The organism is Actinobacillus indolicus (genome assembly GCF_004519515.1).
Lineage (GTDB): Bacteria > Pseudomonadota > Gammaproteobacteria > Enterobacterales > Pasteurellaceae > Glaesserella > Glaesserella indolica_A.
The window spans coordinates 701,829-715,866 of the sequence record NZ_CP038145.1 but is presented as its reverse complement, the minus strand read 5'-3'; the positions used below and the strand labels follow the sequence as shown (position 1 = coordinate 715,866).

Below are 14,038 nucleotides of genomic sequence, written 5' to 3'. Positions count from 1 at the left end.
TTGTTATCTATATTTATCTAAAAAACGGTAGTAATTTACGCCAATTTTAAGTGCCATACTTTTTACCATTTTGCCACCAAATAAACTGGGTACTTTCAAGGCTTCAAAAATACGTAAACGTTCATCATTGCCTTCAATCGCTTCAGCAATAATACGCCCTGCAAGCCCTGTTAATGCAACGCCATGACCTGAAAAACCGTGAGCAAAATAAACATTAGACTTCACTCGACCAAAGTGTGGAGAAGCATTTAATGTCATATCAATCGGTCCGCCCCAACCATAATCAATTTTAACATCTTCAAGTTGTGGAAACACATCAAGCATATTACGACGCATTTTGGCCATCATATCGACATTAGAGCTCGAATCACTCCCAAAGAGTAAACGGTTATCAGCACTCAAGCGGTAATAATCGAGCAAAATATTGTTATCGCAGACAGACATACCATTATTGATAATACTGTCTGCCAGTGCTTGAGTTAGTGGCTCAGTCGCAATGATAAAGCTTTCCACAGGAAGAATTTTGCGTGCAAGTTTAAAGCCGATTTTTTTGTTAGATTTAGCGTCAATATAGGCATTTGTTGCCAACACGACATTATCTGCGGTAATAGCGCCTTGTGGGGTAATAACTTTAACTTGTTTGCCTGAAAATTGAAGATCAAGGGCTGGAGTATGTTCGTAAATTGTGACACCTTTCTCTAAACAGGCTGCCGCTAACCCTAGACAATAATTTAATGGGTGTAAATGTCCAGACTGGCTATCGTACAATGCGCCACAGTAAATTTTACTGCCTAAATGTTGTTCTAACTTTGCCTTATCCCATAGTTGCATATGCTGATAGCCAAAGCGTTCACGGCTCTCTTTTTCAATCGCCACCAAATCATCCATTCGGCGATGATTTAATGCTAATGTAGCGTAACCTTTTTTCCAGTCACATTGAATATTGTAGGTTTTAACACGCTCATCAATGATGTTGATCGCTTCTAGGGACATATCCCAAAGCTGGCGAGCGTTTGCTTCGCCAACTTGTTTAATGTATTCATCAATGCCTTCTTCGAAGCCATTGATCGCTTGTCCGCCATTACGGCCAGAAGCACCATATCCTACTCGAGCACCTTCAACCACAATGACATTCTTGCCTTTTTCTGCAAGTTCTAAAGCGGTGGAAAGCCCTAAGAAGCCTGCGCCAATCACGCAAACATCAGCAGATTGATTAGCGGTGAGATGTGGTAATTGAAAATGAATATTACGGGTATCGGAATAATATGTACGAATATGTTCTTGATGTGCAAAATTTAGCATAAAAACCGCTAAGTAAGATCTTATCGTAAGATTTAGAATTATTATTGGCTTTAACGAAAAGATTTGAAAGTTTGAAATGGCGCACCCGAGAGGATTCGAACCTCTGACCGCTCGGTTCGTAGCCGAGTACTCTATCCAGCTGAGCTACGGGTGCGTATTTGAAAAGAAACGGTGTTATTTATTTTATCAGCGACCATTCAATATTGATAGATAAATATTAAATGGCGCACCCGAGAGGATTCGAACCTCTGACCGCTCGGTTCGTAGCCGAGTACTCTATCCAGCTGAGCTACGGGTGCGTGATAAAGTAAATGGCGGTGAGAGAGGGATTCGAACCCTCGATGGAGTTTTTGACCCCATACTCCCTTAGCAGGGGAGCGCCTTCAGCCTGCTCGGCCATCTCACCACTCACTGTGTCTGTGGGCGTGCATATTACTAGGTTCTGGAAATATGTCAAATTATTTTTGCAAAAAAACAAAAAAAACTGACCGCTTGTTTAGTTACTAGTCAAAGTGTCTAAAATCTGGCTTTTTGTAAATAATTATTAGACTTTTCATAGGGTTATAATTTATTACGTGAAATTTATTCTTGAATGGAATAAGGCGAAAAAATAAAGAAAAAAGCGCCTTTAAATTTAAAAGCGCTTCAGAAAAATTGACTATTTACGTTTAAATAATTTCATTGCAGGGAGAATAATGGCACAAGCAATGCTACCAATAATAATACCCACAACGAGATCGGCAATGCTTAATAGTGAAGCGGGTAATTGTAGTCCTTCAATAACATGGTGAATATAGGGAACTGTATGAGTAAAGATTCCACCACCAACAAGGAACATCGCGATAGTCCCAATCACAGAAAGGGATTTCATAAACCACGGCATAATAAAGAGCAGGCTCTTACCGATACTTTGTGATAATGCACTTTTCTTTTGCATCATCCATAACCCGATATCGTCCAATTTGACAATCAGCCCAACTAAACCATAAACAAAGAGCGTAATCCCAATACCAATCGCGGAGAGCGATAAAATTTTGGTTAAGGTTGGAGCGCCTTGTAAAACACCAAGGGCAATAATGATGATTTCCGCAGAAAGAATAAAATCGGTACGAACCGCACCTTTGATTTTATCTGCTTCTGATACGACTTCTTGCGGTTCATTGCTATCTGCTTTGTGTAAGAATTTATGCAGTAATTTTTCTACCCCTTCGAAACAGAGATAAGCACCACCAATCATCAATAATGGATTAATCAACGCAGGCAAATAAATTGATAGCAACAATGCAATCGGAATTAATATCACTTTATTAATCAACGAGCCTTTTGCCACCGCCCATACAATCGGTAATTCTCGTTCAGGTTTAATATCTTTACCGCTTACTTGGTTTGCATTTAACGCCAAATCATCACCGATCACCCCAGCGGTTTTCTTTGTCGCCGCTTTGGTCATCAATGCGACATCATCAAGTACAGATGCAATATCATCTAATAGTGTAAATAATGAACTAAAAGCCATATTCTTTCCTTAAATCAATCAAAAAAAGCCCACAACGATGTGGGCCATAACAAGTGATATATTGAGCGAAATTTTAAACAATTTCAATCATTTTCTCTCTTTGCAAGAAATAGGAAGAAAATGACCGCTTGTTATTCAGAAAGCCATTCTGCTAGCGCAGGTAACGCCAAGAGATGTTTCTGATAGTTAAGTGAAGACTCACTAAAATAATGATGTAAACCATAGGTTTCAATGCGAAGTGCAACAGGAACAAAAAACGCATCGACCGCAGTAAACTGATTGCCCGCTAAGTATTTCCCTTGAAATTGTATTAATCCTTCTTGCCAAAGTTCATCAATACGGCGTAATTCATTTGCTAATTCGAGTGGAATATGTTCTAACTGAATACGGTTAAGCGGATCGAAATTACAAATAGAGCGTAATTGCTCAAACCCCGAATGCATTTCAGCACAAGCCGAACGGCTCCAAGCTCGTGCAAATTTCTCTTTTACCCAGACTTGCGGATGATCTTCAGCAATAAATTCAATGATCGCAAGGCTATCCCAAATAACGTGGTTTTCCACATAAAGTACAGGAATTTTTGAGGTCGGCGAGAAGCCTTTAAACTGCTCTCGTTGTTTGGTTAAATCATCTAAATAACGTACGGTTTTCTGCTCAAAAGGAATATTCAAGACTTTTAATAAAATCCATGGGCGCAAAGACCAAGAAGATTTCGGTGGATTGACATAAAGTTGATACATTTTTTCTCCTTTTGAGCTTATTTTTAGTGATATTGCGCTAATTGTTGCAGGGTGTCAAAGGCTTTTCCTGTGGCTAAATGCGCTTTTACTTTTTCAACATTAACTTTCAAATCCCGTTCACCGAACAAACGCATTAACATGGCGACATTCACCGTTACGGCATCAACATGAGCTGGTTCACCTTTTCCTTGCAACAACGCAGTAATTTTTTCGGCATTTTCAGCGGGTTCACCGCCTTTTAATTTATCAAGGGAATGACGTTGAATGCCAAAATCTTCAGGGGTTAATGTGAAGTAACGGATTTCCCCGTTTTCTACTTCAGCAACCTGTGTTTCACCGTGAATTGCCACTTCGTCCAAACCTGAGCCGTGAACGACAATCGTATGTTGATGATTTAAGCTATTGACTGTTTCGGCGTAGGTTTTCAGTAATTCAGGGGCATAAACGCCGAGTAATTGATGTTTCGGACGGGCAGGATTCACCAACGGACCTAAAATATTAAAAAGCGTGCGAGTTTTTAATGCTTGGCGAACGGGAATGGCATATTTAAAGCCTTGATGATATTGCGGAGCAAATAAAAAGCAGAGATTGATCTCATCCAGTGCTTGGCGAGCGGTATCGGCAGAAATCCCCACATTAATTCCTAATGCCGTTAATAGATCACTTGCCCCTGTTTTGCTCGACACACTACGGCTGCCGTGTTTGGCTATTTTCAGCCCCATACTTGCGGCAACAATGGCACTTGCCGTTGAAATGTTAATGGTATTAGCGCCATCGCCACCTGTGCCGACAATATCCGCAAAAGGATAGTTTGGTCTTGCAAAAGGTTGTGCATTTTCAAGGGTCGCCGTGACGGCTCCTGCGATTTCTTCAATGGTTTCGCCACGCAATTTTAAAGCGACGAGCATTCCTGCTAATTGCTCGTTAGACAGTTGCCCCTGCATTAATTGTTGGAATAAACAATGGAATTCGGCTTGGGATAAGGTTTGTCGATTAAAGAGTTTTTCTAATAGATATTCGTGTTGCATAGGAAATCCTTTTTATATTTGTAGGGATGCACTGCGTGCGTCCGCTTATCAAGTTATTCACATTCTTATATTCGTCGGACACACGCGGTGTGTCCTTACATACAGACTATGTTAGAAGCCATTCCACCGACTGCTTCAGCAGTCTTGTGCCTTCTACCGTCAAGATCGATTCAGGGTGAAATTGAAAGCCGCAAATCGGTAAATGTTTATGACGAATTGCCATCACAATGTCGCCGAAATGGGCATTCACTTCTAATTCATCGGGTAAATTGTCGCCCATTAACGAATGGTAACGTGCCACTGGCATCGGATTATTGAGTCCTGCAAACATCGCTTGGTTATCGTGTTCGATTTTTGATACTTTACCGTGAAGGACTTGCCCTGTATGGACGACATCTCCGCCTAAGGCTTCAATAATCGCTTGGTGTCCTAAACAGATCCCAATCATCGGCACTTTGCCTTTCAGCTCTCGAATGATTGCCAGTAAATTACCAGCTTCCTGCGGATTACCTGGTCCAGGAGACAATGCCACAATACAATCTTCCGTAGTTAATGCTTTCTCTAAAAAGGCTTGCAACGGGTAGTCATTGCGAAAAATTGTCACCGAATGCCCAAGCTGACGGAATTGATCAACCAAGTTGTAGGTAAAGGAATCGAAATTATCAACGAAAAGAATATTTGCCATTTTGATCTCCTACTGATTAACTTGAGCAATCGCTTTTAACACCGCTCTGGCTTTATGACGGGTTTCATCTGCTTCTAATTGCGGATCGGAATCCAATACTTCGCCACAGCCTGCTTGCACATAAGCCGTGCCGTTTTGCACAAAGGCGGAACGAATCACAATACAACTGTCCAAATTGCCGTCAGAGGTTAAATAGCCGACAGCGCCACCATAACTATGGCGTTTTTGCTGTTCAAACTGGTAAATCAGTTGCATTGCCTTGATTTTCGGTGCACCCGTCAGTGTTCCCATATTCATACAGGCTTGGTAAGCGTGTAGGGCATCAAGATCGGGGCGAAGTGTACCGATCACCCGTGAAACTAAGTGCATAATGTGCGAATAGCGGTCGATCTGCATCAAATCAGCAACACGGCGAGAGCCTGAAACCGACACCCGAGCTACATCATTTCGAGCTAAATCCACCAACATCAAATGTTCGGCTAACTCTTTTTGATCCAAACGCAGTTCAAGCTCAAGGCGAGAATCCAGCTCTAAATCAATGTGACCTTGCTCATCAAAGCCACGCGGACGAGAGCCGGCAATCGGGTAAATTTCTAATTGGCGGTTTTGTTGTGAATATTTCAATGCACTTTCAGGGGAAGCACCGAACAGCGTAAAAGTTTCTCCTTGCATAAAGAACATATACGGACTTGGGTTATTCGCTTTCAGTTGGCGATAGCTCGCAAGGGTATTCGGACAAGGCAAGCTGAAACGGCGAGATGGCACGATTTGGAATACATCGCCGATATGAATATGATGTTTAAGCTGGCGGACAATGTCTTTAAATGGCTCATCTTCTAAATTTACTTGAATGTCGGTTGAAGCGGATTTCACATCAAGATCGAGATCTTTACCGATATTTCTTGTTAATTTATCGGCAAATCTTACCGCTTGTTCAGTAAGATTTTGCTGTTCTTTTAGATCAAAACAGAAGGTATTCAAGGTAGCTTGTTGCTGTTGGTGGTCGATAAAAATCAACTGCTCGGCAAGGTAAAAGCTGTAATCAGGGCAAGACAATCCATCATCTTTTAGCTCAATATTTTCCATTGGGATAAACTGTGCCACTAAATCATAGCTAAACAAACCGCCTAAATAGATGGGGGAAACTGCATCGGCAAAGAGCTGGCTGACGGTACGTAAGCCGTCAAAAATGGTGGTGGTTTTCAGTTTGCTGTCTTCATCTAAGGCTTCGTTGAGCACAGGAAAATCTGCTTGCAAGCGGTCAGATTCTGCAAAAAATTTGCAAATTGGAGCAGGGTTTAACTGATTTAACGCCTGTTCGATTAAGGGTAAAACTGCTTTGCCATTTGTGGTGAGGGACTGAAAATTGACCTGTTGCCCTTCGCAAAAAATATGTAGCGCAGATTGAGCAAAGAGCAGACTTTTTAGGCTGTTTTTACTTTGAATTTCTGCCGAATCTAGTAAAAGAGTATGGGGCTGGTTACCACATAAATAGTGAAAAATCGCCGTAGTATCGGCGTAATAAGGAAGTTCCCTTTGTTGAATCTGCACGCTCATTTCGCTATCCTTGTTTAAACTTTTGTACTATTAAACTAGTACACAAAGGATAAGTCAAGCTTATTTTGTATTGTTTACTTCAGTAGTAAGCAACAAATTTTATTAAACGCATACCGTTTCTCATATAAACAGCGTATAATCTCGCCAATTTTGACAACCTAAAGGAAGAGTATGAGCCAATTTTTCTATATTCACCCTGAAAATCCACAACAACGCTTAATTAATCAAGCGGTGGAAATCATTAAAAACGGTGGTGTAATTGTCTATCCGACAGATTCTGGTTATGCCTTAGGTTGTGCGATTGGTGATAAGCATGCAATGGATCGTATTGTGGCAATTCGTCGTTTGCCTGAAAATCACAACTTTACGCTAGTATGTAGCGATTTATCAGAGCTTTCGACTTATGCACTAGTGACAAATCAATCTTACCGCTTGATTAAAAATAATGTGCCAAATCCTTATACCTTTATTCTGCCTGCGACTAAAGATGTACCTCGTCGTTTAATGACTAAACGTAAGACGATAGGTATTCGTGTGCCGAATAATGTGATTGCTTTGGCTCTGCTGTCAGCACTGGGTGAACCGATTCTTTCGTGTTCATTAATGTTACCAAATGAAGAAATTACTCAATCTGACCCAGATGAAATTCGAGAGCATTTAGAACATCAAGTCGATTTGATTATTCACGGTGGTTACTTAGGGCAATCACCGACGACAGTGATCGATTTAACTCAAGACAGCCCTGAAATTATTCGAGTGGGTTCGGGCGATCCGACACCTTTTGAGTAACAGACACACTGCGTGTGTCCGATAATAATTTGTTTTATTGAAACACCCCGACGCTTGTGAAAGCGACAAATAAGGAACTTAAATGACGACATTTCGTAAACCGACTGCAACCAAGCGGTCAGATTCAAACAAAACTTGGCAAAAGCCAACTCAATCTCATACACGCCAAGAAGCTCAACAGCGTAAGCCTTTGGTAAAAAAAGTAATAAAATCAATCGCTTCCATTGAAACGGAAAACAAAACGAACGACAAAATCGTCGGTGAAAAACTACAAAAAATTCTAGCTCGTGCAGGGCAAGGTTCTCGCCGTGAAATTGAAGAAGTGATTGCGGCAGGGCGAGTGAGTGTGGACGGTAAAATTGCGACGCTCGGTGATCGTGTACAGGTTAGCTCAAGCACCAAAATCCGTATTGATGGCAATTTAGTCAGCCTAATTCCAACGCAAAAAGAGATCTGCCGAGTGTTGATGTACTACAAGCCTGAAGGTGAGTTGTGTACTCGTGCTGATCCTGAAGGAAGAGCAACGGTATTCGACCGCTTACCACGTTTAACAGGCTCTCGTTGGATTGCGGTGGGGCGTTTAGATATTAACACATCAGGTTTGTTACTGTTTACCACCGATGGTGAACTGGCTAACCGCTTAATGCACCCAAGTCGAGAGGTCGAACGGGAATATTCTGTGCGTGTATTTGGCGAAGTAAATGACGCAATGATACAACGTTTACGCAAAGGTGTTCAGTTGGAAGACGGTCCTGCTAATTTCAAACAGATTAAAGCAGTTGGCGGTACAGGGATTAACCAATGGTTTGATGTCACCTTAACCGAAGGGCGTAACCGTGAAGTTCGTCGTTTATGGGAATCACAAGGGATTCAAGTTAGTCGTTTGATTCGTATTCGTTACGGCAATATCAAACTTGAAAAAAGTTTACCTCGCGGTGGTTGGGAAGAGATGGGATTAGAGCAAGTGAACTACTTGCGTGAATTGGTTGGCTTAAAACCTGAAACGGAAACTAAGGTTGATGTGACAAAAGCCCGTCGTCGTACCAGTACTCGACAAATTCGTAAAGCCGTGAAACAGCATACGAAATACCGTAAAATTTAAACATTCGCCCCTATCCCACCTTCCCTCGTAAACGGGGGAAGAAGTTAAAGGAATTATTTTCGGAGAACAAATGACCACCTTTAATCTTCGCTTAAAAGCCAAAAGTGAACTCACCCCACACCCTACCGCACAATATTGGCGGAAGTGCCAAGTGGAAGAACTCTTTGCAATGCCATTTATGGAGCTAGTATTTAAAGCAGCACAAGTTCACCGTGAAAACTTTAATCCGCAAGAAATCCAACTTTCTACCTTGCTCTCGATTAAAACAGGTGGCTGCCCTGAAGATTGCGAATATTGCCCACAATCTGCCCGCTATGATACGGGGCTTGAGCGTCAAACCATGCTAGATGTAGAAGAAATTCTCGAAAAGGCACGCATTGCAAAAGCTCGTGGGGCAAGCCGTTTCTGTATGGGGGCTGCGTGGCGTGGACCTAAGCCAAAAGATATTGAAGTGGTCACAAAAATTATTTCGGCAGTCAAAGATCTCGGTTTAGAAACCTGCGGTACTTTTGGTATGTTGGAAGAAGGTATGGCAGAAGATCTGAAAGAAGCTGGGCTGGATTACTACAACCATAATCTCGATACCGATCCTGATAGCTATCACAAAATTATCCATACACGCACTCACGATGATCGTATGGACACACTCGGCAAAGTGCGTAATGCTGGCTTAAAAGTCTGCTGTGGTGGAATTGTGGGAATGAATGAAACTCGCCCAGAGCGAGCAGGTTTAATTGCAAGTCTTGCCAACCTTGATCCACAACCTGAAAGTGTGCCGATCAATCAATTAGTCAAAGTAGAAGGTACGCCATTAGCCAATGCAGAAGATCTGGATTGGACGGAATTTGTCAGAACTATTGCCGTTGCTCGAATTACAATGCCAAAAAGCTACGTTCGTTTATCCGCAGGGCGTGGCAATATGCCAGAAGCCATGCAAGCCTTATGTTTTATGGCTGGTGCAAATTCAATTTTCTATGGGGATAAGTTGCTCACTACAGAAAACCCTGAAGAAGATCATGATCAAGTACTTATGGCGAAGCTAGATCTTCATCCATTAACTGTTTCTTAAATAACGGGATTGCAAAAAAGGCTTGCAAACTAACCGCTTGCAAGCCTTTATCATTATTGAATAATTACGTAGAAGTTAGAGCCATCACGTAAAATATTTAATGCGATGGCAGATGGATTAGAATCTAAGATTTTACGTAATTCACCAATGTTTTCTACCGTTTGGCGGTTTACACCAACAATGACATCGCCTTTTTTGAACCCTCTTGATTCTGCCATTGAGCCTTTTTCTACTTTAACAATTTCAACGCCTTTTACATCTTTGTCATTGTAGTTTGCAAATTCAGCGCCATTTAAGGTTGGAAGTAGGCTTTTAGCACTGGTTTTACTTTGTTCATCGGATTGTAAGGTTACTTTAACGTTACTTTCTTTGCCATCACGTAAGTAGGTTAATTCGATTTCTTTTCCTGCACCAGTTGTGGCAACTTTTGCTCTTAACTCCGCAAAACTACGAATTTTTTGACCATTCAAGGCAGTAATCACATCACCTGCTTTTAAGCCTGCTTTAGCGGCAGCTGAATCAGCCATCACTTCACTCACAAAAGCACCTTGTTGTGCGTTCACATCAAAGGCTTTCGCTAAATCAGCATTTAATTCACCACCTTTAATGCCGAGTAAGCCACGTTTTACTTCACCAAACTCAATAATTTGCTGAACTAAGTTATTTGCCATATTACTTGGGATGGCAAAAGCAATACCTGCATTTCCACCACTTGGTGAGATAATCGCAGTATTGATACCAATTAACTCGCCATTTAAGTTAATTAATGGGCCACCTGAGTTACCACGGTTTACTGCAGCATCCGTTTGAATATAGCTCTCATAACTTTCATCTATATTGCCGGTTGAGCGTCCTAATGCAGAAACTATACCAGAAGTCACCGTTTGTCCTAAACCAAATGGGTTACCGATAGCAACGGTGAAATCTCCTACACGTAATTTATCTGAGTCTGCGATTTTAATTTCGGTTAAATCTTTTGGATTTTCTAATTGAATTAAAGCCACATCTGACATTGGATCTGCGCCAACTAATTTAGCTTTAAATTCACGACCATCTTCAAGTTTAACGGTAATTTTATCTGCACCATTAATCACATGGTTATTCGTAACTACGTATCCTTTATCTGCATTAATAATGACACCAGATCCTTCGCCTCTGAATTGGCGTGGAGCGCCACCATCACGAAACATTTCTGGACCAAAGAAAAATTCAAATTCTTCAGGGATATTTGGTCGACTTTCTGATGCTTTGGTTTTTCCTTCTACAGCAATGCTCACAACAGCTGGACGCACTTTTTCTAACATTGGTGCAAGACTTGGTACAGCTTGTCCCTCGACGACCGTTGGTAAATTTGCTTGTGCAAACATTGGTGTTGCGAGTACGCTTAATCCAAGAACAAGGGACGTTAATACTGATTTTTTCATCATCATTTTCATTGATATTTCCTTTTATATTAATTAGTTATGTTAATCGAGTCAGTTTATTGCTCACTCGTGCAACGTAAGACAGAGAAATTTTTTCCCAGTTCCTACCATAGGTATTAAAAGTATATAATTTATACAGCTCAATTGATGAAAGAGAGTAATTTGTAAAATTCTAGACAAATATAACCGCTTGTTATTATATCAGGTGGTATTTTCTTTTTGTTTTTTTATAAACTGTTATAGTTTTTACTCAATAAAGTGTACCTTCATCTCATCATTAAATTCTTATAGAATGCCCGCCTATTTTTCTATGTAGGATTATTTTATGGATCTTGGTCTTACGGCGTTAATGCTGGCTCGTATTCAGTTTGCATTTACCGTCTCTTTTCACATTATTTTCCCTGCGACTTCGATAGGATTAGCGAGTTTTCTTGCCTTTTTAGAATGGCGTTGGTTGAGAACAAGCGATCCGATTTATAAAGATTTATACAAATTTTGGTTAAAAATCTTTGGTATCGCTTTTGGTATGGGCGTTGTCTCTGGCATTGTAATGAGCTATCAGTTTGGAACGAACTGGAGTGAATTTTCACGTATTGCAGGTAGTGTTACAGGCCCGTTGTTAACCTATGAAGTATTAACCGCCTTCTTCTTAGAAGCTGGCTTCTTAGGCATTATGTTATTCGGTTGGGGGCGTGTTAGCCCGAAAGCGCATTTTGGTGCAACATTAATGGTGGCAATTGGAACCTGTATTTCGATGTTCTGGATTTTATCGTCAAACAGCTGGATGCAGACCCCACAAGGTTTCCGTATTGAAAATGGCATTGTGATTCCTGAAGATTGGTGGGCGATTGTGTTTAATCCGTCTTTCCCTTATCGCTTTGCACACATGGCGGTGGCTGCTTTCTTAGTCTCAGCGCTGTTAGTCGTAGGGACTGCTGGCTGGCATTTGTTGAAAGGTCGCCGTGATCAACTCATCAAAAAATCATTCTCTTATGGTTTATGGATGGTATTAGCAACTTCTGTGGCACAAGTTTTTGTGGGCGATATGCACGGTTTAAATACCTTAAAACATCAGCCGTCTAAATTAGCGGCGATTGAAGGTCATTGGGAAACCAACCACGATCACGGTATGCCGTTACTTTTATTTGCTATTCCAGATATGGAACAAGAGAAAAACCATTTTGAAATTGGTGTGCCGAATTTAGGCAGTATGATTTTGACTCATACGTTAGACGGTAAAGTAACAGGCTTGAAAGAGTTTGCGCCTGAAGATCGCCCGAATGTGCCGATTGTATTCTGGAGTTTCCGTATCATGGTCGGTATGGGGATGTTAATGGTATTAATGTCTTTAACTGCCCTTTATTTAAGAAAACGTCATGCTCTGTATGAAACAAAATGGTTTCACCGTTTTGCATTCTTGATGACTCCATCTGGCTATATTGCATTATTGGCTGGTTGGGTGACGACTGAAGTCGGGCGACAACCATGGTTGATTTACGGATTAATGCGTACTAAAGAAGGATTATCCCACACAGTTTCAGCAGAGCAGGTTGGCTTAACGTTAATCATTTTTGTGATTACCTATGCCATTATTTTTGGCTGTGGCATTTTCTATATGGTGAGAATGTTATGGAAAGGCCCTGAAATGATTGATTCAAAGGAGCAATAAGATGATCGATACCGCACTGATTTGGTTTTTAATTATTGGGCTAGGGTTGCTCATTTATGTGGTACTTGACGGCTTTGATTTAGGTATCGGGATTCTTTTCCCTTTTGTGAAAAAGGAAAAAGAGCGTGATGTGATGATTAATACAGTTGCGCCCGTTTGGGATGGTAATGAAACATGGATGGTGCTAGGCGGTGCAGGATTATATGCCGCTTTCCCTGTGGTCTATGCAACGGTGCTCTCTGCATTGTATATGCCGATTAGTTTGATGGCGATTGCCCTGATTTTCCGTGGGGTAACTTTTAAATTCCGTTCAAAATCAGTAAATAACAAAAAATGGTGGGATTACTCTTTTATTTTCGGTTCAACGATTTCGAGCTTTTTACAAGGCGTGATTTTAGGGGCAATTATCCAAGGGATTGAAACCACTAATGGTATTTATTCAGGCGGAACTTTTGATTGGTTGACACCGTTTACGATCTTTACGGGCTTTGGCGTGGTTGTTATGTACGCCACATTAGGCTGTGCATGGTTAATCATGAAAACGGAAGGGAATTTACAACAAACAATGTATCGCATTATGCCGAATATTACGTTGGTATTGCTGGTGGTATTTATTGGCGTAGTAGTGGTTTCACCAATGATTGAGTCAAGTTTTGCAGAGCATTGGTTTAGTATGCCGAATATGGCTTATTTTGTTGTCATGGTTGTGGCGACATTTGCAATTTTTTATCTCAATCTGACCGCTTGTAAACAACGCAACGATAAAAAGCCGTTTATCTACACCTTTTTATTGATGTTACTGGCGTTTGTTGGGTTTGTATTAAGTCTATTTCCTTACATTATTCCACCGTCTGTGGATATTTGGCAGGCATCTGCACCACGTTCAAGCCAAATGTTCGCTTTAGTGGGCGCAGGGATTTTTATCCCGATTATTATTGCCTATACCATTTTGTCTTATTGGGTGTTTAGAGATAAAGTACGTATTGGTGATGAGGGCTATCATTGATGAAGATTAACATGAAACTGAGTTCAACCCAGTGGTTTATTCTGCTTTGGCTAGCAGGCTTTTGCGGACTGGCAATGATTGCTGGGATATTTAAAGTGTTGTTGCATTTAGCATATTAAGTAAAATAGAAAACCCGATATTTGATGTATCG

The 14,038-nt window shown here is 41.0% G+C and carries 12 protein-coding genes and 3 tRNA genes; 5 read left to right on the top strand and 10 right to left on the bottom strand.

From position 1 onward, the window contains the following. Window positions 1-3 precede the first annotated feature (3 nt). The 9 genes from EXH44_RS03390 to trpE form a co-directional block, all read right to left on the bottom strand. Complete coding sequence (locus EXH44_RS03390; protein ID WP_162856276.1) at window positions 4-1,302, bottom strand: NAD(P)/FAD-dependent oxidoreductase; 1,299 nt, start codon at window positions 1,300-1,302, stop codon at window positions 4-6. Between the two features lie 77 nt (window positions 1,303-1,379). Then, window positions 1,380-1,456, bottom strand: a tRNA-Arg gene (locus EXH44_RS03385). A gap of 68 nt (window positions 1,457-1,524) precedes the next feature. Beyond that, window positions 1,525-1,601: transfer RNA gene (locus tag EXH44_RS03380), tRNA-Arg, on the bottom strand. Window positions 1,602-1,614: 13 nt separating this feature from the next. Next, window positions 1,615-1,708, bottom strand: a tRNA-Ser gene (locus tag EXH44_RS03375). A gap of 252 nt (window positions 1,709-1,960) precedes the next feature. Further along, window positions 1,961-2,818 (bottom strand): DUF808 domain-containing protein, encoded by an 858-nt coding sequence (locus EXH44_RS03370; RefSeq protein WP_162856275.1) that lies wholly within the window; start codon window positions 2,816-2,818, stop codon window positions 1,961-1,963. Between the two features lie 131 nt (window positions 2,819-2,949). Further along, window positions 2,950-3,558 carry a glutathione S-transferase gene (locus tag EXH44_RS03365; protein WP_162856274.1) on the bottom strand — a complete coding sequence of 203 codons (609 nt, stop codon included), beginning with the start codon at window positions 3,556-3,558 and terminating at the stop codon, window positions 2,950-2,952. Window positions 3,559-3,581: 23 nt separating this feature from the next. Then, on the bottom strand, window positions 3,582-4,586 hold the full coding sequence (gene trpD, locus EXH44_RS03360) for an anthranilate phosphoribosyltransferase (protein ID WP_162856273.1): 1,005 nt from the start codon (window positions 4,584-4,586) through the stop codon (window positions 3,582-3,584). 106 nt (window positions 4,587-4,692) lie between these two features. Beyond that, complete coding sequence (locus EXH44_RS03355) at window positions 4,693-5,271, bottom strand: aminodeoxychorismate/anthranilate synthase component II (protein ID WP_162856272.1); 579 nt, start codon at window positions 5,269-5,271, stop codon at window positions 4,693-4,695. Window positions 5,272-5,280: 9 nt separating this feature from the next. Beyond that, entirely contained in the window at window positions 5,281-6,828 is a 1,548-nt protein-coding gene (trpE, locus tag EXH44_RS03350; protein ID WP_162856271.1) for an anthranilate synthase component I, read from the bottom strand. Between the two features lie 171 nt (window positions 6,829-6,999). Between trpE and EXH44_RS03345 the strand changes: the two genes are divergently transcribed. The 3 genes from EXH44_RS03345 to bioB all read left to right on the top strand — a co-directional run bounded on the left by EXH44_RS03345 (window position 7,000) and on the right by bioB (window position 9,788). After that, on the top strand, window positions 7,000-7,617 hold the full coding sequence (locus tag EXH44_RS03345) for an L-threonylcarbamoyladenylate synthase (RefSeq protein ID WP_162856270.1): 618 nt from the start codon (window positions 7,000-7,002) through the stop codon (window positions 7,615-7,617). An 82-nt stretch (window positions 7,618-7,699) separates the two neighbouring features. After that, window positions 7,700-8,719 carry a 23S rRNA pseudouridine(2605) synthase RluB gene (gene rluB / locus EXH44_RS03340; protein WP_162856269.1) on the top strand — a complete coding sequence of 340 codons (1,020 nt, stop codon included), beginning with the start codon at window positions 7,700-7,702 and terminating at the stop codon, window positions 8,717-8,719. A gap of 70 nt (window positions 8,720-8,789) precedes the next feature. Next, window positions 8,790-9,788, top strand: a complete 999-nt coding sequence (gene bioB / locus EXH44_RS03335; RefSeq protein WP_162856268.1) for a biotin synthase BioB — start codon at window positions 8,790-8,792, stop codon at window positions 9,786-9,788. 53 nt (window positions 9,789-9,841) lie between these two features. Here the strand turns inward: bioB and EXH44_RS03330 are convergent, their stop codons facing one another. After that, on the bottom strand, window positions 9,842-11,224 hold the full coding sequence (locus EXH44_RS03330) for a Do family serine endopeptidase (protein ID WP_162856267.1): 1,383 nt from the start codon (window positions 11,222-11,224) through the stop codon (window positions 9,842-9,844). A gap of 313 nt (window positions 11,225-11,537) precedes the next feature. Between EXH44_RS03330 and EXH44_RS03325 the strand changes: the two genes are divergently transcribed. Continuing rightward, window positions 11,538-12,881: a cytochrome ubiquinol oxidase subunit I gene (locus EXH44_RS03325; RefSeq protein WP_162856266.1), complete on the top strand. Its 1,344-nt coding sequence runs from the start codon at window positions 11,538-11,540 to the stop codon at window positions 12,879-12,881. 1 nt (window position 12,882) lies between these two features. Beyond that, on the top strand, window positions 12,883-13,887 hold the full coding sequence (cydB, locus tag EXH44_RS03320; RefSeq protein ID WP_162856265.1) for a cytochrome d ubiquinol oxidase subunit II: 1,005 nt from the start codon (window positions 12,883-12,885) through the stop codon (window positions 13,885-13,887). The last annotated feature ends 151 nt before the right edge of the window (window positions 13,888-14,038 follow it).

Bases quoted from the DNA above. Each gene is read 5' to 3' on its own strand.
- EXH44_RS03390 (WP_162856276.1), bottom strand. From the start codon at position 1,302: ATGCTAAATTTTGCACATCAAGAACATATTCGTACATATTATTCCGAT.
- EXH44_RS03370 (WP_162856275.1), bottom strand. From the start codon at position 2,818: ATGGCTTTTAGTTCATTATTTACACTATTAGATGATATTGCATCTGTA.
- EXH44_RS03365 (WP_162856274.1), bottom strand. From the start codon at position 3,558: ATGTATCAACTTTATGTCAATCCACCGAAATCTTCTTGGTCTTTGCGC.
- trpD (WP_162856273.1), bottom strand. From the start codon at position 4,586: ATGCAACACGAATATCTATTAGAAAAACTCTTTAATCGACAAACCTTA.
- EXH44_RS03355 (WP_162856272.1), bottom strand. From the start codon at position 5,271: ATGGCAAATATTCTTTTCGTTGATAATTTCGATTCCTTTACCTACAAC.
- trpE (WP_162856271.1), bottom strand. From the start codon at position 6,828: ATGAGCGTGCAGATTCAACAAAGGGAACTTCCTTATTACGCCGATACT.
- EXH44_RS03345 (WP_162856270.1), top strand. From the start codon at position 7,000: ATGAGCCAATTTTTCTATATTCACCCTGAAAATCCACAACAACGCTTA.
- rluB (WP_162856269.1), top strand. From the start codon at position 7,700: ATGACGACATTTCGTAAACCGACTGCAACCAAGCGGTCAGATTCAAAC.
- bioB (WP_162856268.1), top strand. From the start codon at position 8,790: ATGACCACCTTTAATCTTCGCTTAAAAGCCAAAAGTGAACTCACCCCA.
- EXH44_RS03330 (WP_162856267.1), bottom strand. From the start codon at position 11,224: ATGAAAATGATGATGAAAAAATCAGTATTAACGTCCCTTGTTCTTGGA.
- EXH44_RS03325 (WP_162856266.1), top strand. From the start codon at position 11,538: ATGGATCTTGGTCTTACGGCGTTAATGCTGGCTCGTATTCAGTTTGCA.
- cydB (WP_162856265.1), top strand. From the start codon at position 12,883: ATGATCGATACCGCACTGATTTGGTTTTTAATTATTGGGCTAGGGTTG.